15 protein-coding genes are annotated in these 17,631 nt (G+C 67.6%); 3 read left to right on the top strand and 12 right to left on the bottom strand.

The features are described 5' to 3' along the window. Positions 1-116 precede the first annotated feature (116 nt). The 8 genes from C1926_RS14485 to C1926_RS14450 form a co-directional block, all read right to left on the bottom strand. On the bottom strand, positions 117-446 hold the full coding sequence (locus C1926_RS14485) for a DUF3325 domain-containing protein (RefSeq protein ID WP_108759653.1): 330 nt from the start codon (positions 444-446) through the stop codon (positions 117-119). Next, entirely contained in the window at positions 443-2,080 is a 1,638-nt protein-coding gene (locus C1926_RS14480; RefSeq protein WP_108759652.1) for a PepSY-associated TM helix domain-containing protein, read from the bottom strand. The genes C1926_RS14485 and C1926_RS14480 overlap by 4 nt, the downstream gene beginning before the upstream one ends. Then, complete coding sequence (locus tag C1926_RS14475) at positions 2,077-2,397, bottom strand: DUF3649 domain-containing protein (protein ID WP_108759651.1); 321 nt, start codon at positions 2,395-2,397, stop codon at positions 2,077-2,079. Before C1926_RS14475 ends, C1926_RS14480 begins: the two co-directional genes overlap by 4 nt. Before the next feature lie 108 nt (positions 2,398-2,505). Further along, positions 2,506-4,704: a TonB-dependent siderophore receptor gene (locus tag C1926_RS14470; protein ID WP_108759650.1), complete on the bottom strand. Its 2,199-nt coding sequence runs from the start codon at positions 4,702-4,704 to the stop codon at positions 2,506-2,508. A gap of 261 nt (positions 4,705-4,965) precedes the next feature. After that, complete coding sequence (locus tag C1926_RS21545; RefSeq protein WP_159095114.1) at positions 4,966-5,349, bottom strand: DUF4124 domain-containing protein; 384 nt, start codon at positions 5,347-5,349, stop codon at positions 4,966-4,968. 366 nt (positions 5,350-5,715) lie between these two features. Further along, complete coding sequence (locus tag C1926_RS14460; RefSeq protein WP_108759648.1) at positions 5,716-7,002, bottom strand: DUF445 family protein; 1,287 nt, start codon at positions 7,000-7,002, stop codon at positions 5,716-5,718. Positions 7,003-7,117: 115 nt separating this feature from the next. Further along, on the bottom strand, positions 7,118-7,996 hold the full coding sequence (locus C1926_RS14455; RefSeq protein WP_108759647.1) for a plasmid replication/partition related protein: 879 nt from the start codon (positions 7,994-7,996) through the stop codon (positions 7,118-7,120). Between the two features lie 63 nt (positions 7,997-8,059). Then, positions 8,060-9,412, bottom strand: coding sequence for an aspartate aminotransferase family protein (locus C1926_RS14450; RefSeq protein ID WP_108759646.1), 1,353 nt, complete (start codon positions 9,410-9,412; stop codon positions 8,060-8,062). Positions 9,413-9,540: 128 nt separating this feature from the next. On the opposite strand from C1926_RS14450, the gene C1926_RS14445 reads away from it, so the two are divergent. Then, the gene (locus C1926_RS14445) at positions 9,541-11,037 is read left to right on the top strand and encodes an aldehyde dehydrogenase (protein ID WP_108759645.1); all 1,497 of its coding nucleotides are present in this window, start codon (positions 9,541-9,543) and stop codon (positions 11,035-11,037) included. 109 nt (positions 11,038-11,146) lie between these two features. Here the strand turns inward: C1926_RS14445 and C1926_RS14440 are convergent, their stop codons facing one another. Next, positions 11,147-11,785 carry a hypothetical protein gene (locus C1926_RS14440; RefSeq protein WP_108759644.1) on the bottom strand — a complete coding sequence of 213 codons (639 nt, stop codon included), beginning with the start codon at positions 11,783-11,785 and terminating at the stop codon, positions 11,147-11,149. Between the two features lie 145 nt (positions 11,786-11,930). On the opposite strand from C1926_RS14440, the gene C1926_RS14435 reads away from it, so the two are divergent. Further along, on the top strand, positions 11,931-13,229 hold the full coding sequence (locus C1926_RS14435) for an MFS transporter (RefSeq protein ID WP_108759643.1): 1,299 nt from the start codon (positions 11,931-11,933) through the stop codon (positions 13,227-13,229). Here C1926_RS14435 and C1926_RS14430 read toward each other — a convergent pair. Both C1926_RS14430 and C1926_RS14425 read right to left on the bottom strand, forming a co-directional pair. Continuing rightward, on the bottom strand, positions 13,210-13,671 hold the full coding sequence (locus tag C1926_RS14430; RefSeq protein ID WP_079221317.1) for a bacteriohemerythrin: 462 nt from the start codon (positions 13,669-13,671) through the stop codon (positions 13,210-13,212). The two genes, C1926_RS14435 and C1926_RS14430, sit on opposite strands and share 20 nt — an antisense overlap. A 71-nt stretch (positions 13,672-13,742) precedes the next feature. Further along, complete coding sequence (locus tag C1926_RS14425; RefSeq protein WP_108746323.1) at positions 13,743-15,095, bottom strand: diguanylate cyclase; 1,353 nt, start codon at positions 15,093-15,095, stop codon at positions 13,743-13,745. A gap of 216 nt (positions 15,096-15,311) precedes the next feature. Between C1926_RS14425 and C1926_RS14420 the strand changes: the two genes are divergently transcribed. Continuing rightward, complete coding sequence (locus C1926_RS14420; RefSeq protein ID WP_254057274.1) at positions 15,312-15,740, top strand: hypothetical protein; 429 nt, start codon at positions 15,312-15,314, stop codon at positions 15,738-15,740. A 49-nt stretch (positions 15,741-15,789) separates the two neighbouring features. Here C1926_RS14420 and C1926_RS14415 read toward each other — a convergent pair whose 3' ends face one another. Then, positions 15,790-17,442 (bottom strand): MASE1 domain-containing protein, encoded by a 1,653-nt coding sequence (locus C1926_RS14415; RefSeq protein WP_108759642.1) that lies wholly within the window; start codon positions 17,440-17,442, stop codon positions 15,790-15,792. Between the last annotated feature and the right edge of the window lie 189 nt (positions 17,443-17,631).

Here is a 17,631-nt window from a genome sequence, read left to right as displayed (position 1 = left end):
GACCCCGGTAGCGCCGGGCCATGCCCGGCGTGGACCTACGCGTTGCATGGATGCGCGGTGCAAGGTGGGGTCAGAGCCCTTGCGCTGTGCGCAAGGGATCCGACCCCGCGACCCGGCTACAGCAACGCCACGACCAGCCCGGCTACCGGCAGCACAACCGCCAGCGGTGCGATCCACGCCGGGCGGTACGGGTACAGGCCGAACGCCAGCGGCACGCCGGCCAGGGTCAGCGCACCCAGCCACAGCACCGGGCCCAACGCCCAACCGTGGTCGACCACGCACAGCGCGAACGCAACCGTCAGCAATGCCCAGCCCAGCACGCGCCACTGCGTGCGCCGTGCCGGCGTGGCCGCCGCCTTGCCGTGCAGGTCCTGCTGGTGCTTTTCCATCGCCAGCGACAGCGCGGTGAACGCGGAGAAGGACAGTGCCAGGGCCAGCAGCATCATGCGCTGGCCTCCGCTTCGGTTGCCGCAGGCGCAGCCGGTGCCTTGGCCGCTGCAGCAGCGGCTGCCGCGCGCTTCTTCTTCTCGGCCGCGCTCAGCGGCGGCGTCCAGCGCTGCATGCGCCAGCCGCACATCGCCAGCATCGCGCCGAAGGCCAGCATCGACAGGTCAAAGCCGGCCAGTACCCAGTCACCGTTGACCAGCGTCACGCCCAGGTGCGCGTGGGTGGTCAGGGCATTGACCACCGGCACCAGCGCGAACGCGGCCGCGCCGAGGTACAGCTGCCAGGCCCACATCATCCGCTTGGGCCAGAGGAAGGCGGCCAGCAGGGCGGCGCCCCAGGCGTAGAAGAACACGTTGGCCTCGGCGTTCGAGCGCTCGGCCATCTCCAGCGGCAGCAGGCGGTTGCCCCAGAAGTAGGCGGCAAACGCGATCGGCAGGCCGGCCACGGCGCCGATGTTGAGCGCATCCACCAGGCGCAGGCCGAAGCCGATGCGCCCGCTCTTGGCATGCTTGGGCCGTTCCTTCACCGCCCACAGCACCACGCCGCTGGCCACCATCAGGCAGCCGGTCAGGCCGGACAGGAAGAACAACGCGCGCAGGCCCCAATCGGCGAAGCGGGCCAGGTGCAGGCCGTACATCACGCCACGGGTCGCGGTGGCGCCGCCGGAGGGCGGGCTCTCTTCCAGCAGGGCGCCACTGGCCATGTCATAGCGCAGCGCCGGGGTATCGGTGGACAGGCGCTTGCCGTCGCGCTGGCGGATGTCGATGACCGCGTTGGCGGCGCCCGGATTGGTCACGGTGAAGCCGGCCACCTCCACGCCCTTCCAGTGCGCGCGCGCGCTGTCCAGCAGCTGCGCGATCGGCAGCGGTGCCGCGCGGCCTTCGGCCGGTGCACTCACTTCGGGCATGCCACCGAAGGCCTCGGCAAAGAACTTGTCCTCGTCCTGCGGGTAGGCCACTTTTACGCCCCACGGCAGGTACATGATCATCAGGGTGACGATGCCGGTGTAAGTGATCATCGCGTGGTAGGGCAGGGCCATCACCGCGCTGACGTTGTGGAAATCCAGCCACGAACGCAGGCCCTTGTCCTTGCGGAAGGTGAAGAAGTCCTTGAAGATTTTCTTGTGGGTGATGACGCCGGTGATGATCGCCACCAGCATGAACATCGCGCAGAAGCCCACCAGGTAGCGTGCCCAATACACCGGGATGTAGTGCAGGTCAAAATGCAGGCGGTAGAAGAAGTCACCGCCACGGGTGTCGCGCGCCTTCAGTTCGCCGCCGGTGTTGGGGTCCAGGGTGGCATCGCCGAACGCACCGCGCCGGCCCTTGGAGGGATCGGCCTGGTCGGCCGGTACGCGCCAGAACGTGCTCATGGCCGGGTTGCGCGGCTGCGGCAGCGTCACGTACCACATCTCGGCATTGCCGGCCTTGTCCTGCAGGAAGTCGATCGCGCGCTGCGCGGCCACGTCGGTGCTGACCTTCGCGCTGGGCAGTTCCGGGCGCATCCAGCGGCTGATCTCTTCGCGGTAGTAGCTGGCGGTGCCGGCCATGAAGATCAGCAGCAGCAGCCAGCCGACCAGCAGGCCGGTCCAGGTGTGCAGCCAGGCCATTGATTGGCGGAATCCGTTCTTCATGCCCAGGCCCCCAGCAGGCGCGATGCGGCGGCCAGCAGCAGGGTGGGGCCGACGATGCCGACCCAGGCGCGCAACGCACTGCGGGTAGCGAAGGCCCACAGTGCGGCGCAGGCGGCCACCACGATGGCCAGCAGCATGCCGGTCAGCACGGCCTGGCCACGCGCGGCGGGCAGGGCCACGGCACAGAACACGCTGGTCATCGAGGCCAGCGCGTAGCCACCGAAGATCGCGGCCAGGGAACGGGACAGCACTCCCCAGCGTTCGCTGGCGAAGAAGGTGCTGAGGCGGGAGCTGGCAAGTTCGGGCGAGCGGTCCACGGCGGTCCTGCAGGTTCGTAGGAAGAAAGGCCGGCGCACCGAAGTGCGCCGGGGGTGGCCATCCGTGGCCGGGCACCGGTCGCAGAACCGGCGCCATCCATCAGGGCATCAGAGCTTCCAGCGCAGCGTCACGCTGACGTTGCGCGGTTCGCCCCAGTACACGCCGTTGTAGAAGCCGACGTTGTTGTAATACTTCTTGTCCAGCAGGTTGCTGATGTTGAGCTGGGCGCTGAAGTTCTCGTTGAAGCGGTAGCCGCCGGCCAGGTTCAGCAGGTAGAACGCGTCCTGGGTGATGTCGGCCCTGCTGCCATCGGCCTTGGTGCTGGTGCGCCAGATGCGGCTCTGCCAGGTGGCACCGCCGCCCAGCCAGAAGCGGCCATCAATGCCGCCGGGGCGCCAGCTGGCGTTGAGGCGGAAGGTGTCCTGCGGGGTAGGGGTGTTCTGCAGCACACCGGCCTGGCTGCGGCTGACGGCATGGGCGAAGCCGGTCGACAGGTTCCAGCTTTCACCCAGGCTGCCCTGTGCTTCCACTTCCCAGCCGTGCACCTTGTTGCCCTTGCCGGTGGAGCGGTAGGCCTGGGTGCCATCCGGAAGCGAGTTCGGCGGCACCGAATCATCGACCTCGGCCACGTTGTCCTTCTCGCCTTCGAAGATCGCCGCCGAGGCGTTCAGCAGGCCGCCAAAGAACTCGGCCTTCAGGCCGCCTTCGTACATCTTGCCGACCACCGGCTCCAGGTAGCTGCCGTTCCTGTCGCGATAGTTCTGCGGCGCAAAGATGTCGGTGTAGCTGGCATACGCGCTGAGCACGCGGTTGAAGTCGTACACCACGCCGGCGTACGGCGTGGTCTGGTCCTTGGGCTTGTAGCCGGTGCGCGTGGTCCCCGTGCGGTTGCCGCTGCTGTCGTAGCTGTAGCGCCAGGTCTTGGTTTCCCAGTTGCCGTAGCGCACGCCGGCCACGACCAGCAGCGGGTCGGCCAGGCGCAGGCGGGTGGCCACGTAGGCCGCCTGCTGGCGCAGCTCATCCTGCGAACCGAGGTAGCCCGGGCGGGTCACCGACAGCGGCGCGACATCGCCGGTCCAGTGGCGCCAGTCGGGAACCTGGGCGTAACTGGCGGGGTACGGATCGATGGAGGCCGAGGGATACTCGCCCTTGCGCACCGACTGGCCCGCGCCGAACACCACTTCCTGGGTGTGGCCGAACAGGTCGAAGCTGCCGGTGGCGTTGACGTCCACCACATCCATCGTGCTGTCTTCCACGAAGTTGCCGATGTAGGCGAGCACGCCGGTGCCATCGGCACGCGGGTAGCCCTGCGCGCCATACCAGACCGCGCCATCGGTGTTGCGCTTGGCGTGGCTGATCGCGGCCTTCACCGACCAGTGGCTGCCCAGCTGCTGTTCCAGCCGTGCGAAGGTGGTCTTTTCCACGATCGGCCAGCTGCTCCAGGACGCAGACAGGTTGGTCGAGCGCGGCAGGTTGGCCGGCGTCCCATCCGGGCCCCAGTACGGCACCACGCCCCAGGTCACGCCGGTAGTGTGCGGCGACTGATACTCATAGCCCACTTCGAACAGCGTGCTGTCGGTCAGGTCGGCCTGGACGATGCCGTAGAACACATCCTTGTCGAGCTTGTAGACATCGCGGAACGAATCGCTCTGCTGCTTGGCGGCGACCACGCGCGCGCGGATGCGGCCGTCCCAGGCGATCGGGCCGCCCAGGTCGGCTTCCAGGCGCTGGTTGCCCCAGCGGCCCAGGGTCAGGTTGGCGCCCATCTGGAACGTATCGGTGGGGCGCTTGCGCACCATGCTGATGGTGCCCGAGGGATCGCCGGCACCGGTGGTCAGGCCGGTGGCACCGCGGATCACTTCGATGCGCTCGTAGATCACGTTGTCGGTGTTGGTCTTGATCGACCCACCGAAGGTGTTGAGCATGCCGTCGATCTGGAAATTGGTGATGTTGTAGCCGCGCGACACATAGTTGATGCGCTCGCTGTCGGTGACTGCCACATGCACGCCGGTCACCTGGCCCATCACATCGGACAGCGAGAACAGGCCCATGTCATCCAGGCGCTGGCGGGTGATGACGGTGACCGACTGCGGCGTCTCGCGCAGCGACAGGTCCAGCTTGGTCGCGCTGCGGGTGTTCTTCACCGTGTAGCCGTTCTGGATCTCGCCGTCGGCGGTCACCTTTACCGTGTCCAGCGTGCGCGCATCGGCAGCGGACGGTGCATCGGCGTGGGCCAGCGGGGCACACAACAGCGTGGCCAGGGCCAGCGCCAAGGGTGAAACGGCGGGGATGTTCGATCGGGCCATACAGTGCGATTCCATGCAGGAGAAAAACATCAGCGATGGAATCCATGCGTGCGGGCGCCTGCGCGGAATCGCGCGACCCGAGGCATCTCCCATCGCCACGCGCTGACGGCCTGGACCGTCGGCGCACGAGGAGCCGGGGATGTACACGGGCGGAAGCGCGGTGGGGGCGCCAGGTGGCTGAGCGTACAACCGATCAGTAAATGATAGGCATTCGCATTTCGTTAATCAAGCATGGCCTGGCCGTGGCAGGTGCCCCAGCCTTCAGCGTGATGCGCAGGCGCGGGTGACCTCGTCGTTGAGTTGCCGTTGCGGCGTCCGCGTGCCGAACCACTCGGCCATTTCCCTGCGCGTGCGGGCCTTGTCGCAGGCCTCGGCGTTGCTGGCGGCCTCGATCACGGCGCCAGTGCCCTGCGGCGCACTGCGGCCGGCATTGGCCTGCAGCTGGCGACGTGCATCGCGCAGCTCGCGGTCCACGCGTTCCGATTCCTGCCAGCTCAGCTTGGGATCACACACGATCGGCCGCGTCACGCCCGTGTCCTGGCCACTCGGGCACGGCACGGTCTGGTAGACGGTACGACCACCGTCGTTGCACTTGTACACACGCTGCGCGCACGCATCAGCGGCCGCCGCCAGCAGTGGCAGCAACACCCATATCCTTCGCATGGATCCCCCCACGGGCCACCCTGGCCCGCATGGCGCGGGAGCATAAGGAGTGTGACCCCGGTCGCGCAATATGCCGTCGCCTTCCGCCAGGCATGGGGTCAGAGCCCGTTGCGTCGCAACGGGATCCGACCCCGTGCCGTTCCAACAGCTCGCGGGAAACTGTCGAAGGCGGGGTGGGTCTGGTTGAGGGGGTGTGAGCGGCATGGATGCCGCGACCAAGCCCCCAAGGATGGGTTTATGGCGTCCCCCTCAACCGGACCCACCCCGCCAACCGTCGGAATGCAGGCTTTTGACGTTGACGTTGACGTTGCCTCTGCGGGTGCAGGGCGCAGCCCTGCCAAGCAATCATCAGAATCTGAACACCACCGCCGCCGCATGCAGCAGCAGCCCGATCAACCCACCCACCAGCGTGCCGTTGAACCGGATGAACTGCAGGTCACGCCCCACGCTCAGTTCCAGCTGCTCCACCAGGTGCCGCTCGTCCCAGCCCTTCACCGTCTGCGCGATATGCGTGGTCACGCCCTCGCGCAGGCGCTCGGTCAGTCGTTGCGCACCCTCCAGCAGATGCTGGTTGAGGGCATCGCGCAGCGCCGGATCGGCCTGCAGCGTCGACCCCAGCGATGCCAGGCTGCGCTGCAGGTGGCCGACCAGCGCCGAATCCTCGCGCTGCAGGTCAGCGCGCAGGCTGGCATGGATGCGCGCCCACAGCCCCTGCACGTAATCCTGCAGCGCGGGGTGGTCGATCATTTCCTGCTTCAGCTGCTCGATGCGTTCGGCCAGCGCCGGGTCTTCGCGCAGGCGCTGCACGTAGTTGCCCAGCCAGGTCTCGTAGTCCTGCCGCAATGGATGCTGCGGCTCGGCCAGGACCTGCTGCAGTTCCTCCAGCACCGCCCGCGCCAGCCGTGCGGCCAGGCTGTCACCGATCTCGTCGATCGGCTTGACCCAGTTCACCGTGCTCGACAGCGTCGGCCACTCGCGCTGGATGTAGCGCACGATCAACTGCGAGGCACGCTCTTTCACTTCCGGCTGCTCGAGCCAGCGGCCAAGCCGCTGCAGGCCTTCGTCCAGCACGCGCTGGTGGCGGCCATCGGCGGTCAGCAGCGCCAGCAGTTCGCCGGCGGTGGACGCGGCGTTCCACTGCCGCAACTGCTGCACCACGAAACTGTGCAGCTGCCGGCGCACGGCACCTTCGTCGAAGAAATCCAATGCCTGCAGCGCCCAGCCGCGGGCCATGTCGGCCAGCATGCGCGAACGCGCCGGATCGGCCAGCCAGCTGCCGAGGCGGCTGGCCGGATCGAACACCTGCAGCTTGGCCAGCAGCACGCCAGGCTCGAGGAACTGGTCACGCACGAACACGGCCAGGCTGTCGCCGATGCGTTCCTTGCTGCGCGGGATGATCGCGGTATGCGGAATGGGCAGGCCCATCGGTCGCCGGAACAGCGCCACCACCGCGAACCAGTCGGCCAGCGCGCCGACCGCAGCGGCCTCGCAGAAGGCCGACACCCAGGCCCAGGCGCCGCGTTCGCCTTGCCAGTGGCTGACCGCAAACCCGGCCAGCATCAACAGCAGCAGGCCGAGGGCAATGGCTTTCAGGCGGCGCAGCTGGGCGCGGCGCGGATCGATGGCAGACGTCATGGGGGCAGTCTACCTGCCGTTGGATGATGTCAATGCATCGGTAGCGCCGGGCCATGCCCGGCGGTTCTCCAGAACCCGCTGCGCTCGCCGGGCATGGCCCGGCGCTACCACCTGCTTACAGCGCTTCGAGCTGCTTCCGCAGCGCGGCCAGCTGCGCGCGCAGGGTGTCGTTCTCGCGGGTCAGGGCGACCACGCGACGACGCAGCGCCGGGGCGTCCTCGCCCAGCTGCTCCAGCGCGGACAGCACCTCGGCATCGCGGCTGGCGACCTCATCCTCGCTCGGCTCCTCGAAATCCATCTCGGCCGCTTCAGGCTTGGGTGCGCGCGGCTTGCGCTTGGAATCGCGCACGCGCTTGGCGGCCTGCTTCAGTTCGTCCTTGCCGCCGGCGGCAGCCGCACGCTGCTCCTCTTCCGGCAGGTCGGCCACGGCGGCAGCGGCGCTGATCGAGATCACGCCGGCTTTCACCGCCTCCACCACCTCGGCCGCGGCCTGGGCATGGATACGCTCGATCATGCCCACCTGGCTGGTGCTCAACTTGGCCTCGCGGGCCAGCTCGGCGCGGCTGACCTTCGGTGCCGGTTCCCACGGCGGGCTGTCTTCGCCCGCGTCGTCGGCCGGATCGGCGGTGCCGTCGCTCTCACGCTGCAGCTGCGCCTGTTCCACCTGCTTGCGCGCAGACAGGATGTCGCGCTTGCGCAGGGCCAGCACGCCGCGCTGGAAGTCGGAGACGCTGCGGCGGCCCAGGTGCTGCTCGATCATCCACAGGTGCACGTCTTCCATGCTCTGGAAGCGGGTGTTCTGCACGGTGTTGAAGGGCAGGCCGTGCTTCTGGCAGATGCCGAAGCGGTTGTGGCCGTCCACCAGCACATCTCCCCACAGCACCAGCGCGTCGCGGCAGCCCTCGGCCAGGATGCTGCGCTCCAGCGCGTCGTGTTCGTCCGCGGTCAGCGGGTCGATGTAGGCCTTCAGTTCTTCTTTGACGACGATGTCCATGGGCACGGCAACAGTCAGGAGCGGAACCGACCATTGTACCCGCTCATCGCCGCCGGCCCGGCCTCAGGCGGTGGCCCGGATCATCTCGCCCAGGGTGCCGGTGATCTGGTCGATCTGTGCCTTGTCCATGATCAGCGGCGGCGACAGGGCAATGATGTCACCGGTGCAGCGCACCAGCAGGCGGCCATCGTGGAAGCAGCGCCGGTACACCTCGTAGCCACGGGCACCGGCGGCATCCCTGCGCGGCGCCAGCTCGACCGCGCCGACCAGGCCGAAGTTGCGGATGTCCACCACGTTGGGAAGCCCCTGCAGGGCATGCAGGCGCTCCTGCCAGTACTCGCCCAGCTCGATGGCGCGCTCGAACAGGCGTTCTTCGGCGTGGATGTCCAAGGTGGCCAGGGCCGCCGCGCAGGCCAGCGGGTGGCCGGAATAGGTATAGCCATGGAACAGCTCGATGGCCTGCGCCGGGCCCTGCATGAAGCTGGCATGCACCGCATCGCCGACCAGTACCCCGCCCAGCGGCACGGCGCCGTTGCTGACACCCTTGGCGAAGGTCAGCAGGTCCGGGGTGACCCCGAAGCGCTGTGCGGCGAAGGGCATGCCCACCCGGCCGAAGCCGGTGATGACCTCGTCGAACACCAGCAGGATGCCGTGCTGGTCGCAGATCTCGCGCAGCCGCTGCAGGTAGCCGGGGGCGGGCAGGATCACCCCGGCCGAGCCAGCCACCGGCTCGACGAACACGGCGGCAATGGTCGACGCATCGTGCAGGGCGATCAGCCGCTCGAGGTCGTCGGCCAGCTCGGCGCCGTGGCGCGGCAGGCCCTTGCTGAACGCGTTGCGCTCCAGGTCCAGGGTGTGGCGCAGGAAGTCCACGCCGCCCAGCTGCAGGCCGAACTGCCTGCGGTTGTTGGGCAACCCGCCCAGCGCCATGCCGCCGAAGCCCACCCCGTGGTAGGCCTTCTCGCGGCTGATGAAGCGGGTGCGCTGGCCCTCGCCACGCAGGCGATGGTGGGCCAGCACGATCTTCATCGCGGTATCCACCGCCTCCGAGCCGGAGCTGGTGAAGAACACATGGTTGAGCCCGGCCGGGGCCAGTGCGGCCAGCCGCTGGGCCAGGGCAAAGGCCGGGGGGGAGCCCATCTGGAAGGCGGGCGAATAATCCAGGGTGGCCGCCTGTTCGGCAATGGCCTGGACGATGCGCGGGCGCGCGTGGCCGGCGTTGCAGCACCACAGGCCGGCGGCGCCATCGAGGATGCTGCGGCCGTCGATGTCCTCGTAGTGCATGCCCTCGGCGCGCACCAGCATGCGGGGGGCGCCCTTGTACTGGCGGTTGGCGGTGAACGGCATCCAGTACGCGTCCAGTGAATCGGGACGCTGGGTGGCCAGCGCATGCGGGTCGATCGCGGGGTTCTTCATGCCGCCTCCGTCGGTTCCGATGCAGCGACTGTAGCGCAGCCGCGTCATCGCGGTGACAGTGCCGCAGGAGGACGGTCGCATCACGGCCGCGGCGGTATAAACGGGGCAATTGCTGCCTGGAGCCGGACATGGCTGACTTCCCCGACCGCACCCACTGGCAGGCGCTGGCTGGCCAGCTGGCCATTCCCACGCAGGCCTTCATCGATGGCCGCTACGTGGACGCGGCCAGCGGCGCCCGTTTCGACTGCATCAGTCCCATTGATGGCCGCGTACTCGGCCAGGTGGCCGACTGCGATGCGCAGGACGTGGAGCGCGCGGTGGCAGGGGCGCGTCGTGCCTTCGATGCCGGCCACTGGTCGCAGGCCAGCCCGGCGCAGCGCAAGCGCGTGCTGCTGGCACTGGCCGCGCTGGTGGAACACCATGCCGATGAACTGGCCCTGCTGGAAACCCTGGACATGGGCAAGCCGGTGCGCGATGCGCGGCGCGTCGACCTGCCCGGCGTGGTGCGTTGCCTGCGCTGGACCGCCGAGGCAGTGGACAAGTTGTATGGCGATATCGCGCCGACCGGCCCGCACGAACTGGGCCTGGTCAGTCGCGAGCCGGCCGGCGTGGTGGCGGCCATCGTGCCGTGGAATTTCCCGCTGCTGATGGCCTGCTGGAAAATCGCGCCGGCGCTGGCGATGGGCAATTCGGTGGTGCTCAAGCCGTCGGAGCGCTCACCGCTGAGCGCGCTGCGGCTGGCCGCACTGGCCGCCGAAGCCGGGTTGCCCGACGGCGTGCTCAACGTGCTGCCCGGGCAGGGCATGTACGTGGGCGAACCGCTGGCGCTGCACATGGACGTGGACGTGCTGGCCTTCACCGGCTCCACCGCCACCGGCGCGAAGCTGCTGCAGTACGCCGGCCGTTCCAACCTGAAGCGGGTCTGGCTCGAGTGCGGCGGCAAGAGCCCGCACCTGGTGTTTGCCGATGCGCCGGATCTGGATGCAGCAGCCAAGGGCGTGGCGCAGGGCATCTTCTTCAACCAGGGCGAGGTCTGCACGGCCGGTTCGCGGCTGCTGGTGGAGCGTTCGATCCGTGACGATTTCGTACACCAGGTGGTGGCCTATGGCCGGCGCATGCAACCGCGCCATCCGCTGGACGCCGATGCGCCGATGGGGGCGCTGGTCGATGCCGCGCACATGGACAAGGTGCTGGCCGATATTGCCCGCGCCGAAGGCGACGGCGCACGCCTGCTGCTGGGCGGGCAGCGTGCCGAGGTGGAAGCGGGTGGCTGCTATGTGCAGCCCACCGTGTTCGACCAGGTGCGGCCGGAGCAGGCGCTGGCCCGCGAAGAAGTGTTCGGACCGGTGCTGGCGGTGCTTGGGTTTGACAGCGAAGCCGAGGCAGTGCGGCTGGCCAACGACAGCCGATACGGGCTGGCAGCCGGCCTGTGGACGCGGGACCTGGGCCGCGCGCACCGCGTATCGCGGCAGCTGCGCGCGGGCAGCGTGTGGGTGAACGGCTGGGATGGCGGTGACATGACCGCGCCGTTTGGTGGCTACAAGCAGTCGGGCAATGGTCGCGACAAATCGCTGCACGCGTTCGACAAGTACAGCGAGATCAAGGCGACCTGGATCCAGTTGTAGCGTCGCGCCGCCGGGCATGGCCCGGCGCTACCGGCTTGTTGGAAGCGAGCGATGCTCGGCTGCTCACGCTCGGCTGCGCTGCCCGAAAGGCAGTCGAGCAAGCTCGACTCTACGGGCACCGCGCGCTCACCACGAGCACCGCCTCGCGCAGCATTTCACGGTCCATCTCCTCCACCGCACCCTGGAAATAGTCCATGTCCTGCTTCCCCAGCTGGCACGGGTCGACGATGTACCCCGGCGGCCACAGGCCCAGCAGCTGTGCCACGCCGTGCACGATCTGTTCGGGCGTCATCGTCCTGCGGATGCGGAAGTAGTTCCGTCGCGGCGCAAAGGCCGGGTGCACCTCGCGGCGGCCGGTCAGGCGTGGCGCCACGCCCGCCGCTGTGATGCCATCACCGCCATCGATGCTGCCGGCCGGCAGGCCCAACATGAGAGGTGCCTGTGTCGGCGTGCTGTCGCTTTCCACATCTGCCGGCGGCAGCGGTACAGGCGCGAGCCGCCGCGCGGGGCGGGCAGGCGTCGGTGCCGCCGATACCTCGGTGGGCACGTCGCGCGGCGAGGGCGGTTGCAGCAACGCCGGCAGCCAACGCAGGCTGATCCGTTCATCATCGCCGGGCGCCGCGCCGGGATGGCTGCCCTGCCACAGCCACGCGCCAAGCAGGGCATGCAGCAGCACCACGAACAGGCAGGCCACCGTGCGCGGCAGTTGCGGTGAGTCGGACCAGCGCAACGCAACCACAGGGGCCATCGGCAAGCATCCATGCAGGGACCGGTGGCGTAGCGTAACCACTGCACGGAAAAATTCCGTTGGCATCGGTGTCGCCTGTAACCATCGTCCCGTCCGGCCGCCCGCGCGTGGCAGAATCGGTCGATCCACCTTCCACGCCTTGCCGATGTCCTCGATCACCGCTGCCGCGCCGCCCGTGAATTCCCCCAGCCGTGTCCTGCTGGCCAGCCTCATCGGCACCACCATCGAGTTCTTCGATTTCTACATCTACGCCACCGCGGCGGTGCTGGTGTTCCCGCACCTGTTCTTCCCGGAAAGCAGCGACAAGGCGGCCCTGCTGCAATCGCTGGCGACGTTCGCGGTGGCCTTCATCGCGCGCCCGGTGGGCTCGGCGGTGTTCGGCCACTTCGGCGACCGCATCGGCCGCAAGGCCACGCTGGTGGCGGCACTGCTGACCATGGGGCTGTCCACCGTGGCCATCGGCCTGCTGCCCACGCACGCGCAGATCGGGCTGTGGGCGCCGGCACTGCTGGCACTGTGCCGCTTCGGCCAGGGGCTGGGCCTGGGCGGGGAATGGGGTGGGGCGGTGCTGCTGGCCACCGAGAACGCGCCGCCGGGCAAGCGCGCCTGGTACGGCATGTTCCCGCAGCTGGGCGCGCCGTTGGGGTTCCTGCTGTCGGCCGGCATCTTCCTGCTGCTGGGCCGCTGCCTGGGCCAGCAGGATTTCCTGCAGTGGGGCTGGCGCATTCCGTTCGTGGCCAGCGCACTGCTGGTCGGCCTGGGCCTGTGGGTGCGCCTGAACATCCACGAGACCCCCGATTTCCAGCAGGCGCTGGAGCGCAAGGCACCGGTGCGGTTGCCGATGTGGACGGTGCTGCGTGACCACTGGCTGCCCATGCTGCTGGGCACGCTGGGTGCGTTCGCCACCTTCGTGCTGTTCTACCTGATGACGGTGTTCAGCCTGGGCCACGGTACGGCGGTGCTGGGCTACAGCCGCGAGCAGTTCCTGCTGATGCAGATGGGTGCGATGCTGTTCTTCGCGGCGGGCATCCCGCTGTCGGCGCGCTACGGCGACCGCTGGGGCACGCGCCGCACGATGGTGTTCGCCAGCCTGCTGATCCTCGGCTTCGGCGTGCTGTTCGCGCCGCTGTTCCAGGCGCACAGCCCGTGGCTGGTGTTTACCTTCCTGTGCCTGGGCCTGTTCCTGATGGGCCTGACCTACGGCCCGTGCGGCACCTTCCTGGCCGAGATCTACCCGGTGGAAGTGCGCTACACCGGCGCCTCACTGTCATTCAACCTGGCCGGCATCCTGGGCGCGGCGCCGGCGCCTTACCTGGCCACGTGGCTGGCCGAACGCTTCGGCCTGGTCGCGGTCGGCTACTACCTGTGCCTGACCGCGGTGGCCACGTTGTGTGCGCTGCTGGCGCTGCAGCGGCGCGCCCACCTCAACCAAAGACACGCTTGAGCGTGCGGCCCAGCCAGCCGCCGCTCTGGTGCTCGCGTGCGAACTGGTTCAGGTGCGCCTTGACCTGCTCGGCGTAGGCCTGGTCATCGCCGCGGATATGGTTGAACAGCCAACGCGAGAGCATCGTGCGCAGCTCGTCGGTGATGTCCTCGCCCGCCTTGAAGCGCAGCCGGTACTCGGCCACGCGCTTGATGAAGATCTCATGCACGCGCTTGTGCGCGGCACAGAACGGGTAGCCCGCTTCCTCCATCAACTCTTCCTCGAACGCGAAGTGGGACATGGTGTAGTCCACCACTTCGTCGATCACCTCGGCCACCACCGCCGTCTGCAGCCCGGCCTGCGCCACATGCAGGTGGTTGAGCATCTCCACGATGCGCCGATGTTGCTGATCGATCACATCGATGCCGATGTTCAGATCGTCCTGCCATACCAGTAGTGCCATCCCCGGCTCCCCTTCATTTTCATGTCGGGGCCGACTGTAGGGTGGCCGCGCTCAGGCGGCGTTGATCTGGATCAAAGCGCGCCGGCCATCGCCGCTTCGCGTGGGCGCAGCGGGCTGGCCACGGTGGTGCAGCTGACCCGGTTGCGGCCGGCGGCCTTGGCCAGGTAGAGCTGGCGGTCGGCTTCGGAGATCAGCCGGTGCAGCGCATCGCGCTGCGGGCGCAGGCAGCACAGCCCGATGCTGACGGTCATGCGCAGGGTGGCGGTGCCGATGTCCACTTCCAGCGCGGCGATGCGCTGGCGCAGCTCCTCGAAGTAGACGATGGCTTCATCCTGCTCCATCTCCGGCACCAGCAGGCAGAACTCTTCGCCGCCGAAGCGTGCGATCAGGTCCTGGCTGCGTGCGTGGTCGCCCACCGCACGTGCCACTGCGCGCAGCGCATCGTCGCCGGCCTCATGGCCATGGGTGTCGTTGATGTGCTTGAAGTGGTCGATGTCGATCATCGCCACCGCGACGCACTGGCCATGCAGCTGCAACTGCGGCAGTTGGCGCTGGCTCTGTTCCAGGAAGCAGCGGCGGTTGGGCAGGCCGGTGAGGAAATCGCGGGTGGCCAGGTCCTGCAGGGTGCCGATCAGCTCCAGCTGGTCGACGTTCTGCGACACGCGGCAGAAGAACTCCTCGCGCGAAAAAGGTTTCCGCAGGAAATCGTTGGCGCCGTTCTTCAGGAAGCGCGGGATCAGCGAGGCGTCGGTGTTGCCGGAGATGCCGATCACCGCCACCTTGTCGCGCGAACGCAGGGTACGCAGGCGGCGGGTGAACTCCACGCCCTGCATGCCCGGCATTTCCTGGTCGACCACGGCCAGGCGGATCGCCGGGTGTGCCTCGATGGCCGCAAGGCCTTCGGCGCCATCGGCGGCCTCGAACACCTCATGGCCGTACATGCGCAGCAGTGCGGCGGCGTAGCCGCGGGCCGACGGTGAATCATCCACCACCAGCGCGGCGATGCGACGGTTGCGTTCGAGCCGCTGTACCAGCCACACCAGGTAGTCGACGCTGCCGGGCGTGTTCTTCAGCACGTAATCGATGATCTGCTGCTGCAGCACGCGCTTGCGCAGGTCTTCGTCATACACGCTGCTGACCACCACGGTGGGCAGGTCGCGCTTGAGGAAGAACTCGACGACCGCATCGCGGTCACCGTCGGCCAGCACCAGCCCGGTCAGGACCAGGAACCAGCCACCTTCGTCGCTCAGCAGGCGGCCCGCCTCGGCCAGGGTGGAGGCCACCACCACCGGCAGTTCCAGGCGTTGTTCAATGGCTTCGCGCAGCATTCCAGTGAACGCGCGTGAGTTCTCCACCAGCAGGATCCGCTGCGGAAGGGGGTCGGCCAGGTCGCCATCGACAACGACCTGCGGGAGGACGGGCATGGTGCGGAGGCTCACGTGAGGGAGGGGCGCTCGGGATGGATAGCGGCGGTTGCGGAAGAAACTTTAGCCCGAGGATGTGATCTGCCTGCAGCAGGGGCTGACTTATAGTATCGAGCGGGTGTCTGTCGCATGCACGAATGCGGGCCCTCCTGCGGCACCCTGGGGGGAATCAATTTACATTTTCCGGACAGCGATCCTGCTGTCCCAGATGAGGAGGTGGATGTGCGAATCTCATACGTTCGGGCGCTTGTTCTGGCGCTGCTGGCAGTCCTTCCCGTGGTAGCGTCCGCTCAGTCGGATGACCATGGCATCCGGTTGGCAAAGCGCGGTCTTGGCCAGGCCAATCCCGTTGCGGTCAACCTGAGCCAGGACGCCAACTGGTTGCTCTATGGCTTCCAGCGCGACGGCATCAGCTATTTCCAGGTGAATGATCTGGCGGGCCGCGTGGAGTTGATCATCGGCAATGCCGGGGATGAATTCTGGGTTCTTCCCGCCGGTGAAAGCCTGGCGCGGGTGTCCCTGCCGGGCCGTGAGCTGCCCTTGCCGGGCGGTGCGGTGCGAACGGTGGTGTACCGCGGCAGCGAGTTCACGCTCGTTCGCTACGGCGCCGGTGTGGACGCGCTGTGGTCGGTGGAAACGCCGTAAGCCACGGGCCAGCAGGCTGCTTCGGCACCTGCTGGCTTCCGGCCTGCGACTACGCGCGGGTCTGGCTCCATGCGGACGACGATGCAGACTGCAGCCCGGCAGGTCCGTGGCCGGGCGCGGATGATCGTTCGTTGCTTGGCTCGACCAGCAGCATCCTGATGCGGTTGTGACGCGTTCGGACCGTTCCGCCGAATGCCAGCATGCGTCCGGCCAGCCGGTCTGCAGCCAATTCGCCCGTGTCGGAGGAAAGGGCGCGGTGCGGGTCCAGCAACGCAACGGTCATTACGATGCCGCGCTGCCCGCGGCCACGGACACAGCGCGTGCGGACGACCATCTGGCCCGTCTCGTGCTTGAGCATCAGTGAAACGGCGTCGATGAGCGTGCGGTAGGCCAGGAGTTGCAGGTCGAGGCTGAGGTTGCAGGGATCACCACTCAAGCGCGGGTCAACCACCCGATGCGTCCCGTTCCATGCAGCGCGCACGCCACCGGCCTGCAGGGCGACATAGAGGCCGAGCTGCTCGAGTGCCGTCGGGTAGACCATGCTTGCCTGTTCGCGGAACAGGCGCGAGTGCACCGTGGCGGTGTGCAGCAGGCTGTTGGCAATGGACTGGTGGCCTTGCGACGTCAGCCAGTTCACGACTTCCGTCAGTGAAAGATCGATGCCATCGCCGAGCCTGCGCAGGCTGATCGCACGTTCGCGCAGTTCCATTTCACTGGCGACGTGGGAACTGCGGGCAAGCGAGATCGCCTTTTTCTCGCTGGTTTCACGCTGGCGATAGCGGCGGTGGTACTGGGAAATGCGCGCGCCCAGCAGCAGCAATGCAATGCCGGTAATGGCCATGACCTGCTGGGTGGCAAGGACTGTCGCGTCAAACGTGGCAGGGAAGGGCTTGGGCATGCTCAGGCCGATCATCAGGTTGAGCAGTGGTACGCCGACGGCTGCACCTTTCCAGCCGTGCAGGCCGGTCAGGACGACGGCCGGCAGGGCAAGCAGCAGTTGTATGGACGTGCGGGCCGCTGCCGACTCATCCGGCATCCAGGCGGCCATGATTCCCAGCACGATCATCGATACAAGCGCCAGGGTCGTGGTGCCAAGGTACTCACGCTTCAACGTCGGCTCGGCGTGCCTTGCCGCCCAGACCAGCGCCAGCGGTGCGACGGTGAGGATGCCCAGGAAATCACCTGTCGTGAAGCGTCCGGCGCGGGTGAGGAACGCTGTCAGTGTGTCGCTGGGAGGTGATGGCCACAGCGCATGGGAGAGCCCGAGGTTGGTCAGTGTGACCACGACCGACGCGGCGGCAGCGATGACCAGCAGCCCGGCGTTGGTCGATCGCGACATCAGCTGTCGTGATCGATGGACGATCAGCATCACCGCGGGCATCAACAGCGTAGAGGCCAGGATGACCCAGGCAATGCCGTATTTCTCGATCAGCGGATAACGGATCTGGGCGAAGTAGGCGTATTCGCCCAGCAGAAGATAAGGCCACAGTCGCGGTGGACACAGGAGCAGGGCGGCAACCCGGATGCCGGCGGGCAGGTAGAACTGGTCAAACGACAGCTGCCGTGCGCCCCAGCATGCAATCGCATACAGCGCAGCCAGGGCAAGACCTGCCGGATGGATGCGCAACTTCAACTGCAGGCCTTCATTCCACCAGTTCAATCGTACTTCCCCTTCCTGTCTACGTACCCTGTCAGCTTCCATTCGCCGCGGGCCCCGGTTGGACCGACGGTATCGGCAGGCGTCCGAATATGCAATCGCCGCACGCCTGAATTCCACAAGTGAGAAAGTCATCACACCATTGGTGTGATTTACCTGAATTACCCTTCAGCGGGAACGCGGCAGCCCTTTGATAATGAGGCCGTTCTGATTGGTGCGTGTGCCGGGATAATC

Source organism: Stenotrophomonas sp. ZAC14A_NAIMI4_1, assembly GCF_003086915.1.
Taxonomy (GTDB): Bacteria; Pseudomonadota; Gammaproteobacteria; order Xanthomonadales; family Xanthomonadaceae; genus Stenotrophomonas.
Note: the sequence above shows the minus strand (reverse complement) of the source record. Positions and strands in the feature narration are given on the sequence as shown.

What these genes read in the sequence shown, in the direction of transcription:
- C1926_RS14425 (WP_108746323.1), bottom strand. Translation starts at nt 15,095, where the DNA reads ATGCCCGTCCTCCCGCAGGTCGTTGTCGATGGCGACCTGGCCGACCCC.
- C1926_RS14435 (WP_108759643.1), top strand. Translation starts at nt 11,931, where the DNA reads ATGTCCTCGATCACCGCTGCCGCGCCGCCCGTGAATTCCCCCAGCCGT.
- C1926_RS14455 (WP_108759647.1), bottom strand. Translation starts at nt 7,996, where the DNA reads ATGGACATCGTCGTCAAAGAAGAACTGAAGGCCTACATCGACCCGCTG.
- C1926_RS14445 (WP_108759645.1), top strand. Translation starts at nt 9,541, where the DNA reads ATGGCTGACTTCCCCGACCGCACCCACTGGCAGGCGCTGGCTGGCCAG.
- C1926_RS14485 (WP_108759653.1), bottom strand. Translation starts at nt 446, where the DNA reads ATGATGCTGCTGGCCCTGGCACTGTCCTTCTCCGCGTTCACCGCGCTG.
- C1926_RS14440 (WP_108759644.1), bottom strand. Translation starts at nt 11,785, where the DNA reads ATGGCCCCTGTGGTTGCGTTGCGCTGGTCCGACTCACCGCAACTGCCG.
- C1926_RS14415 (WP_108759642.1), bottom strand. Translation starts at nt 17,442, where the DNA reads ATGGAAGCTGACAGGGTACGTAGACAGGAAGGGGAAGTACGATTGAAC.
- C1926_RS14430 (WP_079221317.1), bottom strand. Translation starts at nt 13,671, where the DNA reads ATGGCACTACTGGTATGGCAGGACGATCTGAACATCGGCATCGATGTG.
- C1926_RS14460 (WP_108759648.1), bottom strand. Translation starts at nt 7,002, where the DNA reads ATGACGTCTGCCATCGATCCGCGCCGCGCCCAGCTGCGCCGCCTGAAA.
- C1926_RS14450 (WP_108759646.1), bottom strand. Translation starts at nt 9,412, where the DNA reads ATGAAGAACCCCGCGATCGACCCGCATGCGCTGGCCACCCAGCGTCCC.
- C1926_RS14480 (WP_108759652.1), bottom strand. Translation starts at nt 2,080, where the DNA reads ATGAAGAACGGATTCCGCCAATCAATGGCCTGGCTGCACACCTGGACC.
- C1926_RS14470 (WP_108759650.1), bottom strand. Translation starts at nt 4,704, where the DNA reads ATGGCCCGATCGAACATCCCCGCCGTTTCACCCTTGGCGCTGGCCCTG.